The 17572-nt window shown below is 71.2% G+C and carries 5 protein-coding genes; 3 read left to right on the top strand and 2 right to left on the bottom strand.

What is annotated here, in order from left to right; all coding sequences use genetic code 11:
* Window positions 1-99 precede the first annotated feature (99 nt).
* Complete coding sequence (locus tag PUT80_RS06005; RefSeq protein WP_275291331.1) at window positions 100-441, top strand: hypothetical protein; 342 nt, start codon at window positions 100-102, stop codon at window positions 439-441.
* Between the two features lie 311 nt (window positions 442-752).
* On the opposite strand, the gene PUT80_RS06000 is transcribed toward PUT80_RS06005, so the two are convergent.
* Entirely contained in the window at window positions 753-902 is a 150-nt protein-coding gene (locus PUT80_RS06000) for a hypothetical protein (RefSeq protein WP_275291330.1), read from the bottom strand.
* Between the two features lie 149 nt (window positions 903-1051).
* On the opposite strand from PUT80_RS06000, the gene PUT80_RS05995 reads away from it, so the two are divergent.
* Window positions 1052-1294: a hypothetical protein gene (locus PUT80_RS05995; RefSeq protein ID WP_275291329.1), complete on the top strand. Its 243-nt coding sequence runs from the start codon at window positions 1052-1054 to the stop codon at window positions 1292-1294.
* A 12-nt stretch (window positions 1295-1306) separates the two neighbouring features.
* The gene (locus PUT80_RS05990) at window positions 1307-1450 is read left to right on the top strand and encodes a hypothetical protein (RefSeq protein ID WP_275291328.1); all 144 of its coding nucleotides are present in this window, start codon (window positions 1307-1309) and stop codon (window positions 1448-1450) included.
* A 252-nt stretch (window positions 1451-1702) separates the two neighbouring features.
* On the opposite strand, the gene PUT80_RS05985 is transcribed toward PUT80_RS05990, so the two are convergent.
* The gene (locus PUT80_RS05985) at window positions 1703-17470 is read right to left on the bottom strand and encodes a type I polyketide synthase (RefSeq protein WP_275291327.1); all 15768 of its coding nucleotides are present in this window, start codon (window positions 17468-17470) and stop codon (window positions 1703-1705) included.
* Window positions 17471-17572: the final 102 nt, after the last annotated feature.

Raw genomic sequence — 17572 nt, 5'->3', positions numbered from 1 at the left:
GACGCGCCCGCACTCACCACAACCCTGACCCGCTGACAACCAGGGATCTACCGGGGATAAGGGTGGGTAAACCCCAGGGAAGCTTCAGGAGCACACCCCATGGTCCCGGCCGACCGCTTCCGAGAAACTAGGTACATCAAGGAAACACCCCCTCTCAACCAGGAGGCCATCATGATGGCAATCACCACCGCCCCCGGCGTCACCCAGCGCATGCTCTCCAACGGCCACCTGGAACTGACCTGCCGCACCTCCCACCGCCACATCGAGTGCGAGCCGGTAGCCGCCGCGATGTGGATCGCCCTGAAACAGCACAACGGCGACGTCGACCGGGCAGCAAGCACCCTCTCCGCCCTGTGGCACACGAACGAAGACGACACCCGCTACGACCTGATCGCCCTGGCCGGCTCCCTGTGCTCCCTGGGCATGGCCACCGAGTCGTAACCGGCGAGGCCTGAGCCGGCCCGTGACACCCGCGGACCGATCCCCCAGCAGCACTCCCCTGCCTGGGCCGACATCCGCACCCCAGCCCTCCGACCGAACCAAACCCTCGGCCGCACTGCACAACGCACCACGCGACGCACTCGGCCGAAGCGCCCCAGCACGCCCCGGCACCGGGAAACCCCGGACTAGCCCGGCAGCTGGAACGCGGTCACATCCCCGAAGCGAAGCGAACAGCCAGCCAGTCAGGACTGGTCGAGAGCCCGTTCAACCGCACGGCGCGCCCGGCCCGCAGCCGCCCGGTGGTGCTGGAGCTACGTGGCAGCGTTCAACGCCAGCCCGGCAGCGACGATCTCGAACAGCGCCTCATCGACATCGAACCCGCCCGGCAGCTCACCGCTCGCCACCGCCGTGGTCAAGTCGGCGCGCAGCTGTTCCCGCCAGCGCGACCACACCTCGGCCACCGCCTCACGGACCCGCGGCCGGGACGGCCGCCGTATTCGGTGAGCGCCGCAGTCATCAGGCAGCCGCCGGGAAGCAGTGGTTCTTCCAGGCAGGCCACCGAGTTGGCGCAGACCGCACGCAGCCGTTCCCCGTCACGGCCGTCGACGGATTGGGCGACCCGCAGCTGAACTGGGCAGTCGAGGCCGACGGACAACGCGTTTTCCACGGCGGCGACACGATGTTCCACGGTTTCTGGTGGCTCATCGCACGCCGGTTCAGCCCGTTCGACGCGGCGTTCCTGCCCGCCAACGACGCGGTGGTCGACGCGCTGCACCTCCAGCCGCCGAGCCCGCTGCCCGCCGCGATGGACCCGACGCAGGCCGCCGCAGCCGCGGAAATCCTCGGTGCCTAGTACGCGGTCCCAATGCATTACGAGGCGGAGCAGCCGGACAAGGTCGCGAGCTACGTCGAGGTTTCTGACCCGAAGAACGAGTTCCGCACGTACGCCGGACGACGTCCACACGTGTTGCCCGTCGGAGAATGGCTGGATCCGGCGCACGCTGGCTAATGTCGATGAACTCCGGCTCGGAATCGAGAGCCGCGCAAAGGAAACCGCCTTCGTTCGAGTGGGCCAGGCAGGTCGCCCCAAACCAGGCGTGTCGCACCCCGCCAGGAACGCCAGCAGCCCGTGCCGATCATCGCGATCGACACGGGCTGCCAGACAACCAGCACTAACTGCCCACACAGAACCGTTAGCTATCCGCCCCAACCAGCCACCGCAAGGCGACAACCGGCCCAACCAAAGAAGCGCACCTACCGATCACTGAGACTCACCCGACTCCTCGGCACCACCCATCGCAGACCGGACTAGATCGGCCAGATCCATCGAAGCAACCGCAGCCGCCGCCTCATCAGTGCCGTTCAGTTCTTCGACGACCTCCTCCGCAGCAGCAGGTGCCAGCTCCTCCAACAGGTGCCGAGCCAGCGGCAACGGACTCGGGTAGTCGAAGATCAACGTCGCAGGCAGCCGCAGGCCAGTCGCAGCACCGAGCCGGTTGCGGAGCTCCAGCGCGGCTAGCGAATCGATGCCCAAGTCGGTGAAGCCCTTCTCCACCCCGACCGCTGAAGCGTCGTCATACCCGAGAACCGCCGCCGTGTGTTCGCGCACCAACTCCAGCGCCGCCGAGTCTCGCTCGTCCGTCGGGAGCGTGGCGAGCTTGTCAGCGAACCCGGCCTCCGGCGCTGCCGACGCCGACGAGGCAACCGCTGCCCGCCGCGGGGCGGCAGTGGCGAGGCCCTTCAGCAGGGCCGAAGCGCGGTCCGCGTCCTTGAGGTCGAGCTTCACCGGCACCAACGCCGCCGACGAAGCAGCCAACGCGGCATCGAACAGTTCCAGACCCTCAGCCGCCGACAGTTCCGCGACCCCGGACCGGGCGATGTGTGCCAGGTCCACTTCGCCGTCGGTGCCTTCCCACGGGCCCCACGCGAGCGACGTCGCCGGGAGGCCGAGGGAAGACCGGTGCTCGGCCAGCGCGTCCAGGAACACGTTGCCCGCCGCGTAGTTCGCCTGTCCGGCGGCGAGCAGCAGACCGCCCGCTGAGGAGTACAGGACGAACGCCGCCAGGTCCCGAGTTGCCGTCAGCTCGTGCAGGTGCCAGGCCGCGTCGACCTTGGGCCGCAACACGTTCTCGACCTGCTCCGGCGTCAAGGCACTCAGCACCGCGCTGTCCATCTGCCCGGCCGCGTGCACCACGGCGGTCAGCCGCGGCAGCGTGTCGAGCAGTTTCGCCAGCGCGTCCCGGTCGGTGACGTCGCACGCGGCGACAGTCACCTTCGCGCCCTCGCCGGCCAGTTCGTCGACCAGTTCCCGCGCACCCGCCGCGTCGAGACCGCGGCGGCTGGTCAGGACCAGGTCACGGGCACCGCGTGCGACCAGGTGCCGGGCCAGCAGTCCGCCGAGCAGGCCTGCGCCGCCGGTGATCAGCACCGTGCCGTTCGGGTCCCATTCGACCGGCTCGCCAACCTCGGTGACCCGGGTCAGCCGCGGCACGCGCACCTCGCCGTTCCGCAACCGGGCTTCGGGTTCGCCGGAGGCGACGACCGCGGGCAGTGCCCGAGCCGACGCGGGCGAAGCGTCGAGGTCCACGATCTGGATCCGGCCCGGGTTCTCCGCCTGCGCGGCCCGCACCAGACCCCACACCGGAGCTTGCACCAGCTCGTCGCGAGTGACCACGACCAGCTTGCCGTCCCCGACCGAAAGCCAGTTCTGCAAGTGCCGCAACGTGTCCTGCACGATCTGGTGCACCTGCGCCGGAACAGAACCGGTACCGGAGCCGACCGGCAACACCAGCACCTCCGCATCGACCGGCTCGGCTTTCAGCGGCACGCCCAGGCCGAGATCGTCGGTGCCGAGCACAGCCCAGCCGTCCAGCGAGGGCACGAGCCGCACGCCCGAAGCGGGCTGCCATTCGATCCGGTACAGCGAGTCCGGCACCTTCGTGCCGAGCTGGCCTTCCGACACCGGCCGCGTGACCAGCGAAGCGATCTGCGCGACCGGAGCACCAGCGGCGTCAGCCAGGTCGAGCGACGAACCGCTCTCGGTCTTCCGCACCCGCACCCGCAGCGCGGTCGCGCCGCTGGCCTGGAGCGACACCGAGTTCCACGCGAACGGGATCGTCGTCTCGGTCAACGCCTTCGGACCGCCAGGGATCAGGAAGTCCGTCGCGCCGAGCGCCGAGTCGAGCAGGCCCGGGTGGAGGCCGAAGTCGTTCGCCGCGGTGCCTTCCGGCAGTGCGACCTCGGCGTACACCTCGCCTTCGCGCAGCCAGATCGCCCGCAGGTTGCGGAACGTCGGCCCGTAACCGAAACCGAGGTCGGCCAGGTCGTCGTACAACCCGGTCAGGTCAACCGATTCGGCACCGGACGGCGGCCACTCGCTCAGCGAGAAGTCCGCAGCCGCGCCATTGGCCAACGTGCCCGCCGCGTGCTGAACCCAGCCCGCCTCGGTCCGCGAGTGCACCGACAGCTCCCGGCGACCGCTGCCGTCCGGCGCGCTGATGACCACGCGCAGGTCGACCCCGTCCTCAGGCAGCAACAACGGTGCCTGCTGCGTCAGCTCCTCCAGCAGGTCGCAACCGACCTGGTCGCCGGCGTGCATCGCCAGCTCGACGTACGCGGTGCCGGGCAGCATCGTCCGCCCCATCACCACGTGGTCGGCGAGCCACGGCTGCGTCGCGACCGACAGCCGTCCGGTCAGCACCGCGCCGCCATCGGGCAGTTCCACCAGCGCACCCAGCAGGGGGTGTCCGGCGGACTGGGCGCCCAAAGTGGTGACGTCACCAGTCGGCTTAGTCGCGTCGAGCCAGTACGACTTGTTCTGGAACGCGTAGGTCGGCAGGTCCACAGTGAACGCACCCTGGCCGGCGAACAGCGCCTTCCAGTCGATCTTCCCGCCCCGGGAGAACAGCGTGGCCAGCGCGGTGAACACGGTCGGCACCTCGGCCCGGCCGCGGCGCATCGCGGGCACCTGGACGACCCGGTCCGGCCGGTCGGCGACCGCGGTGTCGCATTCGCGGGCCATCCCGGTGAGCACTGCGTCCGGACCCAGTTCAACGAACCGGGTCACGCCCGAGGCGAGCAACGTGCTGACGCCGTCGGCGAACCGGACGGCCTCCCGCACGTGGCCCACCCAGTACTGCGGCGAGCACAGCTCGGCGGCGGTCGCGATCTTGCCGGTCACGTTCGACACCACCGGGATCGACGGCGCGGAGTAGGTGAGCTTCTCCGCCACCACCGAGAACTCGGTCAGCATCGGCTCCATCAGCGACGAGTGGAACGCGTGCGACACGACCAGCTGCTTCGTCCGGCGACCAGCGTCGGAGAAGGTCGCCATGGCAGCGAGCACCGCCGCTTCCGGACCCGAGATGACCACCGAACGCGGCCCGTTCACCGCCGCGATGTCGACCCCGTCAGGCAGCGAAGCGCGCACCTCGTCCTCAGTGGCGGCGATCGCCGCCATCGTGCCTCCGGCCGGCAGCGCCTGCATGAGCCGGCCGCGAGCGGCGACCAGCGAGCAGGCATCGGCCAGCGAGAACACTCCGGAGACATGTGCCGCGGCGAGTTCGCCGATCGAGTGCCCGGCGACGTAATCCGGCGTCACACCCCAGGACTCGACCAGCCGGTACAGCGCGACCTCGATCGCGAACAGCGCGCATTGCGTGTACGCGGTCTGGTTGAGCAGCGGCGAGTCTTCCCAGATCACCTGCTTGAGCGGGGTTTCCAGCTCGGCGTCGAAGAGTCCGCAGATCTCGTCGAACGCTCCGGCGAAGGCCGGGAACGCCTCGTACAGCCCGCGTCCCATGCCCGGCTGCTGCGCGCCCTGTCCGGTGAACAGGAACGCCGTCAGGTCGGCCGCGCTGACCGTTCCGGCCACGGTGCCCGCCGGGGTCCGGCCGTCGGCCAGTCCGTCGAGCGCCTTGAGCGCCGCTTCGCGGTCGGCCGCCAGGACCACCGCGCGGTGGTCGAGCGCGGCGCGACCGGTGGCCAGCGAGTAGCCGATGTCGGTCAGGCTGACGTCCGGGTTGGCCCGCAGGTGCGCGGCCAGCCGGGCGGCCTGGTCGGCGAGCGCCGACGCGACTGAACCGGCCAGCGGCAACGGGATCGCCGGGAGTTCCGGTGCGGTGCGCCGGGTTTCGACGGCCGGAGCGGGCGGTGCCTCCTCGATGATGATGTGCGCGTTGGTGCCGCTGATGCCGAAGGACGAGACGCCGGCGCGACGCGGGTGACCGTTGCGCACCCACGGCCGCGGTTCGGTGAGCAGCTCGATGTTGCCCGTGGTCCAGTCGACGACCGGCGACGGCGCGTCGACGTGCATCGTCTTCGGCAACATGTTGTGCCGCAACGCCTGCACGACCTTCATCACGCCAGCCGCACCACCGGACGCCTGCGCGTGCCCGATGTTCGACTTCACCGAACCCAGGTACAGCGGCCGGTCGCGGTCCTGGCCGTAGGTGGCCAGCAACGCCTGCGCTTCGATCGGGTCGCCCAGCTTCGTGCCCGAACCGTGCGCCTCGACAGCGTCCACATCGGACGGCTGCAGGCCACCGGCGGCGAGGGCCGCGTGGATCACGCGTTCCTGCGACGGGCCGTTCGGGGCGGTCAGACCGTTGGACGCACCGTCCTGGTTGACCGCGCTGGAGCGGACCACCGCGAGCACCTCGTGCCCGTTGCGCTGCGCGTCGGACAGCCGCTCCAGCAGGAGCAGACCCGCGCCTTCAGCCCAGCCGACACCGTCGGAAGCCGCGGAGAACGACTTCGACCGTCCGTTGGGCGAGAGCACGCCCTGGCGGCTCGAGTCGACAAACAGATCCGACTGCGACAGCACCGTGACACCGCCGGCCAGCGCCAGTCCGCACTCCCCCGCCCGCAGCGCCTGCACCGCGAGGTGCAGCGTGACCAGCGAGGACGAGCACGCGGTGTCGACCGTCATGCTCGGGCCCTCGAGGCCGAGCAGGTAGGAGATGCGGCCGGAGACGACCGCGCCGGAGCTGCCGTTCGGGATGTAGGCGGCGACGTCGGCCGGAGCGCCCGGGGCGCGGCTGCCGTAGTCGTCGTACATCGCGCCGGTGAAGACGCCGGTCAGGCTGCCGCGGAGCACGGTCGGGTCGATCCCGGCGCGTTCGATGGCCTCCCACGCGGTTTCCAGCAGGAGCCGCTGCTGCGGGTCCATCGCCATCGCCTCGCGCGGTCCGATGCCGAAGAACGCCGGGTCGAACTCCGCCGCGTCGTGCAGGAAGCCGCCCTGGTTGGCATAGGTCTTGCCGCGTTTGCCGCGTTCCGGGTCGTAGATGCCTTCGATGTCCCAGCCGCGGTTGGTCGGGAAGCCGGAGACCGCGTCGACCTCGTCGACCAGCAGCTGCCACAGGTCCTCCGGCGACCGGACGCCGCCGGGATAGCGGCAGGCCATGCCGACGATCGCGATCGGTTCCTGCATCGACGCGTTCGTCCGGGCCGTCGTCGCCGGGGTCTTCGCGACCGCGCCGAGGAGCTTGCCCTTGACGAAGTCCGCGACGGCCTTGGCGGTCGGGTGGTCGAAGATCAGCGTCGCGGGCAGCGTGAGGCCGGTCGCGGTGCCGAGCAGGTTGCGGAGTTCGACCGCGGCGAGCGAATCGAAGCCCAGCTCCTTGAACGCCCGCGTTCCGTCCACTTCGGACTTGTCCGCGTAGCCGAGCACGGTGGCCACCTGCGTGCGGACGAGGTCGAGCAGCACCCGGTCCCGTTCGCTTTCGACCAGCGCGGCCAGTTCGTCGGCGAGCGCGTTGTCCGCCGCCTTGGCCGCCTTCGCCACGCGACGCGCCTTCGGCGGCACGAAACCACGCAGCAGCGCGGGCAGTTCGTCGGTACGCGCCCGCAGTGCCGGAACGTCCACTCGAAGCGGCGCGATGACCGCGTCTTCGGTGGCCACGGCGGCGTCGAACAGGGCGAGCCCCTGCTCGGCGGTCACCGCGGGCAGGCCGAGGCGGGCCATCCGGGCGAGGTCGGCTTCGGCGAGGTCGCCGCCGAGCCCGGTGTTCTCTGCCCACAGACCCCAGGCCAGTGCGGTGGCCGGAAGCCCGGCCGCGCGCCGGTGTTCGGCGAGCCCGTCGAGGAACGCGTTGGCCGCCGCGTAGTTCGCCTGTCCGGCCGGCAGCACCTGGCCGCCCGCCGAGGAGAACATGACGAACGCGGACAGTTGCCGGTCGGCGGTCAGCTCGTGCAGGTGCCAGGCCGCGTCGACCTTCGGTCGCAGCACCGCGGCGAGCTGCTCCGCGGTGAGCGAGTCGAAGACGCCGCTGTCGGCGGTACCGGCGGCGTGCACCACCGCGCCGAGGTCCGGCAGGCCGTTGATCAGCTGCTCGACCGCCTCGCGGTCGGCAACGTCGCAGGCCGCCACCTGGACGGTCGCGCCCAGGTCGGTCAGCTCTTCGGCCAGCTGCGCGGCACCCGGTGCGTCAAGCCCGCGACGGCTGGTGAGCACCAGGCTCTGCACCCCGTGCTCGGCCACCAGGTAACGCGCCAGCAGGCTGCCGAGACCGCCGGTGCCACCGGTGATCAGGACGGTGCCGTCCCACGCCGTGGTGCCGGTCGATTCGGTGCGGGTGTAGCGCGGAGCGAGCACCGAGCCAGCGCGAATCGCCGACTCCGGCTCGCCCGAGGCGACCACCGCGGCGATCGTCTCGACCTTCGTATCCGCATCCGCGTCGATCAGGAACACGCGTCCCTGGTGCTCGGCTTGCGCCGCCCGGGCGAGGCCCCACAGCAGGCCGTGCGCGACGTCCACAGTGGACTCACCGGCCGGAACCGCCGACTGCGTGATGACGGCGAGCTTCGTGTCGGTCAGCCGCGCTTCGGCCAGCCACGCCTGAATCTCGGCGAGCAGCCAGGTCGCGTTGGCCCGTGCCGCTTCCGGCACCGCACCCTCCGCGGCAGGCACCGAGAGCGTCACGAGGCCGGGCACCGGCTCGCCGCGGTCCACCGCTCCGAGCAGGTCCGCGAACCCGCTGTAGGTGGCAGCCACGCCGACTCGGCCACGGCCGATCGCGACGACGTCGCCCGGCTCCGCGGCCGGGACCGGCACGGACTGCCAGCCGATCTTGAGCAGCGAACCGTCCGTGGTCTCCGCCTGCGCGGCCAGTTCAGTCCGCACCGGCCGCGAGACCAGCGATTCCACCGAAGCGACCGGGTTGCCTTCGCCGTCCGCGACCTCGATCGAGGACAGTTCGTCGCCGTCCAGCCGCACGATCCGCACCCGCAGCACCGAAGCGCCGACCGCGTGCAGCGTGACGCCGTTCCACACGAACGGAAGCAGCGTCGAACCGCTCGGGTCGCCGAGGAGGTCGGCGTGCATCGCGGTGTCGAGCAGCGCCGGGTGCAGTCCGTAGGAACCCGCCGTGGACGCGGCCGGTTCCGGCAGCGCGACCTCGGCGAACACCTCGTTGCCCCGTCGCCACGCGGCGGTGAGCCCCTGGAACGCCGGGCCGTAGCCGTAGCCGCGCTCGTTCAACCGCTCGTACGCGCCTTCGACCGGGATCGGGGTCGCACCCGCCGGCGGCCATTCGGTGAGGCCAGCGGGTTCCGGCCGGGCAGCCGCAGACAGCGTGCCCAGCGCGTGCTGGGTCCAGTCGCCGTCCGATTCGACCAGGCGGGAGAACACGGTGACCGGGCGGCGGTCACCATTCGCGGGGCCGACCACGACCTGCAGCGCGACCGCGCCGTCCGGCGACAGGACGAGCGGCGCTTGCAGCGTCAGCTCCTCCACCGTCGGGTGGCCCACCTGGTCACCGGCGGCGACCGCCAGCTCGACGAATCCGGTGCCGGGCACCAGGATCGCGCCCTTCACCACGTGGTCGGCGACCCACGGCACCGACGAGGCGGACAACCGTCCAGTGAGGACAGTGGTGTCCGAACCGGACAGTGCCACGACCGCGCCCAGCATCGGGTGCGCCAGCGGCTGCTGACCGACCGAAGTGACATCGCCGGACGGTGTCGCGTCGAGCCAGTAACGCTTGTGCTGGAAGGCATACGTCGGCAGGTCGAGCCGGACCGGACCGTCACCCAGCAGCGGGCCGAGCTTCACCGCGCCGCGGATGTGCAGGCGACCGGCCGCGGTGAGCGCGGTGCGCACCTCGTCCTGGTCGCGCCGTCCAAACGGGACGAACTCCGCGTCGACGCTCTGCTGGCCGAGCGCGGACAGCACGCTGTCCGGCCCGATCTCCAGGAACGTCTGGACGCCGCTCTCCGCCAGCGTCGTGACCGCGGCACCGAATCGGACGGTCTCGCGGACATGATTGACCCAGTACTCCGGCGAACGCAGCTCATCGTCGGTGGCGAGTTTTCCGGTGACCGTGGAGACAATCGGGACCTTCGGCGCCTCGTAGGTCAGCCCGGCGGCGATCTCGCGGAACTCGTCGAGCATCGGCGTCATCAACGGCGAGTGGAACGCATGGCTCACGCGCAACCGTCGCGTTTGGACATCGCTGGCCGCTCGCTCGATCTCGGCGACCACGTCCGCGTCGCCCGAGACGACCACGGCGGCCGGGCCATTCACCGCTGCGATGCTGACCTCGTTCTCGTGGCCGCGCAGCAGTTCCCGGACCGCCTCTTCGGTCGCGGCGAGCGAGACCATCGCACCGCGACGGTCGTTCAGCGCACCCATCAACCTGCCGCGTGCGGCGACCAGTTTCGCCGCGTCCGCAAGGGAAAGCACGCCCGAGACGTGGGCCGCGGCCAGCTCGCCGATCGAGTGCCCGGCGAGCGCGTCGGGCCGGAAGCCCCACGACTCGGCGAGCCGGAACAGCGCGACCTCGACCGCGAACAGCCCGGTCTGGGTGTACTGCGTCTGGTCCAGCAGGCCGCGGTCAGCGAGCTCGGTGGTGCCGAACACGACGTCCCGCAGCGGCACGTCGACCAACGGGTCGATTGCCGCGCACACCGCGTCGAAGGCGGTCGCGAAGGCCGGGTACGCGTCGTAAAGCTCGCGTCCCATGCCTACTCGCTGCGCGCCCTGTCCGGAGAACAGGAAGGCGAGCTTTCCGTCCACCACCTGACCGGTCGGCGCGTCTCCGCCGGCCAGCGCGTCGAGTCCGTCGGCGAGTTCTCCGGCGGTCTCGGCGACCACCACCGCGCGGTGTTCGAGCGAGGCACGCGTCGCCGCCAGCGAACGCGCGATCTCCGCGACAGAAACGCCTTCAGCCAGCCAAGAACGCAGCCGCGCCGCCTGTCCGCGCACCGCGGCGGCGGACCGGCCGGACAGCGCGACCGGAACGATCGTCTGCGTCTCCGAAGGCCGCTCGACCGGGATCGCCGGCGCCTGCTCCAGAATGACGTGCGCGTTCGTGCCGCTGATGCCGAACGACGACACCGCGGCGCGGCGCGGCCGATCGGCCTGCCACTCGCGCGACTCGGTCAGCAGCCGGACCGCGCCGGTCTCCCAATCGACCACAGTGGACGGACGGTCGACGTGCAGCGTCTGCGGCAACTGGCCGTGCTGCATCGCCATGACCATCTTGATGATGCCCGCGACACCCGCCGCGGCCTGCGTGTGGCCGATGTTCGACTTGATGGACCCGAGCCACAGCGGCTGGTCCTCGGAACGGTCCTGACCGTAGGTGGCCAGCAGCGCCTGCGCCTCGATCGGGTCGCCCAGCGTGGTGCCGGTGCCGTGGCCCTCGACAGCGTCCACTTCGGACGGCTGCAGACCAGCGTCAGCCAGCGCCTTGGCGATCACCCGCTGCTGCGAAGGACCGTTCGGTGCGGTAAGGCCGTTCGACGCGCCGTCGTGGTTCACCGCGGAGCCGCGCAGAACCGCGAGCACCGGGTGCCCGTTGCGACGTGCGTCAGACAGCCGCTCGACGAGCAGCATGCCCGCGCCTTCGCCCCAGCCGGTGCCGTCCGCCGCTTCGGCGAACGCCTTGCACCGGCCGTCGGCGGAAAGCCCGCGCTGACGGCTGAAGTCGATGAAAGTGTCCGGAGTGGACATCACGGTGACACCGCCGGCCAGCGCCAGCGTGCACTCGCCGCGACGCAGCGCCTGCACCGCCCAGTGCAGCGCGACCAGCGACGACGAGCACGCGGTGTCCACGGTGACCGTCGGGCCTTCCAGCCCCAGCGCGTACGACACGCGACCGGACACGACGCTCGCGAGGCTGCCGTTGCCGAGGTAGCCCGCGATGTCGTCGGAAACCGTGCCGAGGCGGGTGCCCCAGTCGTGGTACATCACGCCGGCGAACACACCGGTCGCGCTGCCGCGCAGGCCGACCGGGTCGATTCCGGCGCGCTCAAACGCTTCCCAGGACACCTCCAGCAGCAGCCGCTGCTGCGGGTCCATCGCCGCCGCCTCGCGCGGGCTGATCTCGAAGAAGTCCGCGTCGAACTCGGCCGCGTCGTGCAGGAAGGCGCCGTGCTTGACGTAGGAGTGGCCGGGCTTGCCGGGCTCCGGGTCGTACAGCGAGTCGACGTTCCAGCCGCGGTCGACCGGGAAACCGGACAGCGCTTCCTCGCCCTCGGACACGAGCCGCCACAGGTCTTCCGGCGTTTCGACGCCACCCGGGTAGCGGCAGGCGATGCCGACGATGGCGATCGGCTCCTCCGGGTCCACCGTGGTCACCGGAGTGATCGTGCGAGTCGGAGCCAGCCCGGCCAGCCGCGACGCCAGGTACTCGGCGAGCGCGCGCGGCGTCGGGTAGTCGAACACCAGCGTCGCGGGCAGCCGCATGCCGGTGACCGAGTCGAGGATGTTGCGCAGTTCCACCGCGGCCAGCGAGTCGAAGCCGATCTCGCCGAACGGGCGGGCCGGGCTGATCGCGTCCGCGCTGTCGTGGCCGAGAACGGCCGCGACGTGCGTGCGGACCAGGTCGAGCAGCGCGCGGTCGCGGTCGGCCTCGGCGAGGTGCGCGAACCGCTCGGCGAACTGCTGCTCGGGCGTGACCTCCCCACTGGCGACCGCGATCCGGCGGCGGCCGGCGGGTACGAGCCCGCGCAGCACGGCCGGAACGTCCTCGCCACGCGACCGCAGGGCAGCGCGGTCAACGCGGGTCGGGACCACCGTCGGAACACCGGTGCCGAGCGCAGCGTCAAGTGCGGCAAGGCTTTCCGACACGGTCAGTGGAGCCAGCCCGAGCCGCGCGATGCGGTTGCGGTCCACTTCGGACAGTGTCGCGCCCATGCCGATCGCCTGACCGGCGTCGGGAGCCCACAGCCCCCACGCCAGCGACGTCGCGGGCAAGCCAGCGGCGTGCCGGTGCTCGGCCAGTGCGTCGAGGAAGGTGTTGCCAGCGGCGTAGTTCGCTTGTCCGGCACCGTCGGCGAGCCCCGCCGAGGAGGAGAACAGGACGAACGCCGACAGGTCCAGCTCCGCGGTCAGCTCGTGCAGCGCCCACGCCGCGTCGAGCTTCGGGGCCAGCACCGCGTCGAGCTGCTCGGCGGTCAGCGAGCCGATCATCGCGTTGTCGAGCACGCCAGCGGTGTGCACGACGGCCGACAGCGGGTGCTCGGCCTTCTTGATCGCCGCCGACAGGGAGCGCTTCTTGCTGACGTCCGAGGCGACCACCTTCGCGGTGGCACCCAGCTCGGCCAGCTCTTCGACCAGCTCAGCCGCGCCCGGCGCGTCAAGCCCGCGACGGCTGAGCAGCAGCAGGCTGCGGACGCCGTGCTTCGTAACGAGGTGCTTCGCGACCTGCGCACCGAGACCGCCGGTACCGCCGGTGATCAGCACGGTGCCGTCCGAATGCCAGGTCGACTCCCCGGCCTCGGCCACGAGCCGGACCATCCGACCGGCCGAGACCGTGTCGCCGTCGATGCGCAGTTCCGGCTCGCCCGAGCCGAGCGCGGTGGCCAGGGTCGCCGCCGTGGCCGTGCCCTCGACCAGGACCACGCGACCGGGGTGCTCAGCCTGCGCCGAACGCACCAGCCCGCGGACGGCGGAGTCGGCCAGCGAGCCGCGCGTCAGGACAACCAAGCGCGCACCGGCGTAGCGGTCGCCTTCCAGCCACTGCTGCAGCACAGTCCGGACGCGGTGCGCGGTCTGCTTGGCAGCGGCGGCGATGTTGTTGCCCGGCACGGAAACCGGCAGCAGCACGACTTCGGGCACCTCGACCAGCGACACCAGCGAGTCGACCACCGGAACGTCGAAACCGCTGATCGAACCCAGCGAAGCCAGCGACGGCAACTCGGCCGTGACGGTGACCGGGGTCCATTCGACGGTGTACAGCAGGTCGCGTGCCTGGGTGCCGAGGTCGGCCTCGCGGACCGGCCGCGAGCGGAACGACTCGACGGACAGCACCGGCGTACCGGCCACGTCCGTCACGTCGATCGAGACGCCGCCGGTGGCCGGGGACGTGATCCGCACCCGGACCTCGGTCGCGCCCGAAGCGTGCAGCCGCACACCGGTCCACGCGAACGGCAGCCGGATCTCGTCCGGCTCGCGCGCCTCGCCCGGGGCGAAGTCGGTGGCGTGCAGGACCGCGTCGAGCAGCGCCGGGTGGACGCCGAACGCCGCGTCGCGACCAGTCGCAGGCAGCGCGACCTCGGCGAACACGACGTCGTCGCGCTTCCACGCGGTGCGCAGGCCCTGGAACAGCGGGCCATAGCCGTAACCCTGCTCGGCCAGTTCGGTGTACAGCTCGTTCGTCGCGACCACTTCGGCACCGGCAGGCGGCCATTCGCTGCGCGGCGCGGGCTCGACCACCGGGCCGGCGGCGAGGACACCGACGGCGTGCCGAGTCCAGGCCGCGTCGGCGTCGTGGTCGGGACGGGAGTGGAACTCGATCGTGCGGCGGCCGTCGACGTCCGGGCCGACCAGCGTCTGCAGCGCGACACCACCGGTCTCCGGCAGCGCGAGCGGGGCCTGTAGCGTCAGCTCGTCAACCACTCCGTAGCCGACCTGCGCGGCGGCGTGCAACGCCATCTCGACGAACGCGGTACCCGGCAGGACCGGGGTACCGGCGATCGCGTGGTCAGCCAGCCACGGGTGCGTCCGGAGTGCGACGCGACCGGTGAGGACCAGGCCGTCGTCGCCGGCCAAGCCGATCTCGGCGGCGAGCAGCGGGTGCCCGGAAGCCAGCTGGCCGAGGTCCGCCGCGTCGCCGTGGCCGGTCGGCGCGGTGAGCCAGTAGTGCTTGTGCTGGAAGGCATACGTCGGCAAGTCGACAATCTGCGCCTCGCCGAAGAACGCGGTCCAGTCGATCGCCACGCCACGGGTGTGCAGGCGGCCGAGCGCGGTCGCGAGAGTGGCGGCCTCGGGCCGGTCGCGGCGCTGCGCGGGAGTGAACGCGATGGCGTCGCTGGTGCCCGCGGCCATCGCGGACAGCACGGTGTCCGGACCGACCTCGATCGCGGTCGTCACTCCCGCGTCGACCAGGGCCTGGACCCCGTCGGCGAACCGCACCGCGCGGCGGACGTGCCACAGCCAGTACCCCGGCGAGCAAAGTTCTTCAGCGGTCGCGATGCGGCCGGTCACGTTCGAGACGACCGGGATCGCCGGGGCCGCGTACTCGACCACCTCGAGAATCTCGCGGAACTCGGCCAGCATCGGCTCCATCAGCGGCGAGTGGAACGCGTGCGACACGCGCAGCTCGCTGATCTTGCGGCCCTGCATGCGGAACACCGACACGACGGCTTCCACCGCTTCGCGCTCGCCGGAGACGACGACCGACGTCGGACCGTTCACCGCGGCCAGGCTGACCTGGTCGCCCAGCAGCGGCTGGACCTCGTCCTCGGTCGCCGCGATGGCGACCATCGACCCGCCTTCCGGCAGCGCCTGCATAAGCCGTCCGCGAGCGGCGACGACCAGGCACGCGTCGGCGAGCGACCACACGCCCGCGATGTGCGCGGCGGCCAGTTCGCCGATCGAGTGGCCGAGCAGGATGTCCGGCCTCACGCCCCACGATTCGAGCAGCCGCGCCAGCGCGACCTCGACCGCGAACAGCGCGCACTGCGTGTACTGCGTCTCGTTAAGTTCCTCGGCGTTGTCGCCGAAAAGGACATCGCGCAGCGGGGTTTCCATCTGCACGTCGAGGTGATCGACAGCCTCGTCGAAGACCTCGGCGAACTTCGGGTACGCCAGGTACAGCTCACGCCCCATCGCGAGGCGCTGCGAACCCTGTCCGGTGAACAGCATCGCGAGCTTGCCCGGAGTGCGTTCGCCGAGGACGACGTTCGGGTCCTGCTCCCCCGCCGCCAGCGCCTGCAACCCGCGCACAGCGTCGGCGACATTCTCCGCAACGACCACGGCGCGCTGGTCGTGCGCGGCGCGAGTGGTGGCGAGCGAGAAGCCGAGGTCAGTCAGATTGCTGGATTCCACAGTGGACACCAGTGCGGCAGCCTGCGCCTTCAGCGCTTCCTCGCTGCGCGCCGAGACAACGAGCGGCACGACCGGCAGCTCATCGCTGGTGGTTTCCACGGTCTCGACGGCCGGAGCCTGCTCGATGATGACGTGCGCATTGGTCCCGCTGACGCCGAACGACGAAACGCCAGCACGGCGCGGACGTTCGCTCGCGGGCCATTCCCGCTGCTCGGTCAGCAGCTCGACGGAACCCGCGGTCCAGTCGACGTGCGGCGTCGGCTCGTCCACGTGCAGCGTCTTCGGCAGCACGCCGTGCCGCATCGCCTCGACCATCTTGATCACGCCCGCGACACCCGCCGCGGCCTGCGTGTGGCCGATGTTCGACTTGATCGACCCGAGCAGCAGCGGCGTCTCGCGGTCCTGACCGTAGGCGGACAGCAGCGCCTGCGCCTCGATCGGGTCGCCGAGCCGGGTGCCGGTTCCGTGTGCCTCAACAGCGTCCACATCGGACGCTTCCAGACCAGCGTCAGCCAGCGCACGCTTGATCACCCGCTGCTGCGACGGACCGTTCGGCGCAGTAAGGCCGTTCGACGCGCCATCGGAGTTGATCGCCGACCCGCGGACCACGGCGAGCACCGTGTGTCCATTCGCGACTGCGTCGGAAAGCCGTTCCAGCACCAGGACACCGACGCCCTCGGCGAACCCCGTGCCGTCCGCGGCGGCGGCGAAAGCCTTGCACCGGCCGTCTTCCGCGAGACCACGCTGACGGCTGAAGGCAGTGAACGTGCCCGGCGCTCCCATCACCGCGACGCCACCGGCCAGCGCGAGCTGAGTTTCCCCGCGCCGCAACGCCTGCACCGCCAAGTGCAGCGCGACCAGCGAACCGGAGCAAGCGGTGTCGACGGTCAGCGTCGGCCCTTCCAGACCGAGCGCGTAAGCGACCCGACCGGAGACGACGCTGGGCGCGTTGCCGGTGAGCATGTAGCCGTCGAGACCGTCGGGAGCTTCGTGCAGCCGCGGTCCGTACTCCTGCGCCTCCGCGCCGATGTACACGCCCGCCGGGGTGCCGCGCAGCGTGGACGGGTCGATCTTGGCCCGCTCCAACGCTTCCCACGCGGTCTCCAGCACGAGCCGCTGCTGCGGGTCCATCGCGGACGCTTCGCGCGGCGCGATGCCGAAGAACCCGGCGTCGAAGTCCCCGGCGCCGGGCAGGAATCCGCCGGAGGTGACGTAGCTGCTGCCCGGCTTGTCGGGGTCCGGGTCATACAGGCTGTCGAGGTCCCAGCCGCGGTCGGTCGGGAAGCCGGAGATGGTGTGCACCTCGTCGGCGACCAGCTGCCACAACGCTTCCGGCGACACCGCGCCGCCCGGGTAGCGGCAGCCGATGCCGACGATGGCGACCGGCTCGTCGTCCGCCGCACCGCCGGCCAGCGCCGCGACGGACTCCTCCGCGCCGAACACCTCGGCGTGCAGGAACCGGGCGACCGCGGCCGGGGTCGGATAGTCGAAGGCCAGCGTCACCGGCAGTTCCAGCCCGGTCGCGTCGGTGAGCTGCGCGTGCAGCTCCACCGCCGCGAGCGAGTCGAAACCGTGGTCGGAGAACGCTTTCTCCGGGTCGAGGACGGCCGGAACCTCAGGCAGCGCGGCCTGCAGCGCCGCCCGCGTCGCGTCGTGGACCACGTCGGCGAGGAACCCCGCGCGGTCCGCCGGCGGCAGAAGCGTCAGCCGCTCCGCGAAGCCGGATTCCCGATTCTTGTCACTCTCACGCATTGCGCACTCCACCGCGGTAGCCAGGCAGCATTCATGGGTCGTCGATCGGATCGTAGGCCGGACTCGGGCCGCGCCGGATCCCCAGAAAACGTTGTTAGGGGC

Source organism: Amycolatopsis sp. La24 (assembly GCF_029087445.1).
Classification (GTDB): domain Bacteria; phylum Actinomycetota; class Actinomycetes; order Mycobacteriales; family Pseudonocardiaceae; genus Amycolatopsis; species Amycolatopsis nivea.
The sequence above is the reverse complement of the archived record's forward strand: the minus strand, read 5'-3'. Positions and strand labels throughout refer to the sequence as shown.